The sequence below is a fragment of the Lactobacillus equicursoris DSM 19284 = JCM 14600 = CIP 110162 genome (genome assembly GCF_001434815.1).
Lineage (GTDB): Bacteria > Bacillota > Bacilli > Lactobacillales > Lactobacillaceae > Lactobacillus > Lactobacillus equicursoris.
In genome coordinates this window covers 1-231 of sequence record NZ_AZDU01000171.1, presented here as the reverse complement: position 1 = coordinate 231, position 231 = coordinate 1, and the positions used below count along the sequence as shown (strand labels likewise).

Annotated in this window: 1 pseudogene; it reads right to left on the bottom strand. The window is 43.3% G+C overall.

The window, feature by feature from the left end:
- A pseudogene (locus tag FC20_RS10610) lies at positions 1-231 on the bottom strand (major capsid protein); the annotation flags it as partial.

Here is a 231-nt window from a genome sequence, read left to right as displayed (position 1 = left end):
AAATCTTAGTAAAGACTTGGTTGTCTTGAGAAATCTTAGCACCAGAGGCAATCAAGTGACTTTCGTCTGGAGTAGGGCCGTAAAGCTTTTCACCGAGCAAGTCATCATTCATCAATACAATAGAGTTTTCTGGGAAGTAGCGCTTCACGTTGTACTTACCTTTAGAAACCTTTTCGCGGTAGGTGCCGTCGTAAGCACGAATTACTGGCAAGCCTTGTTGGATCATGAATG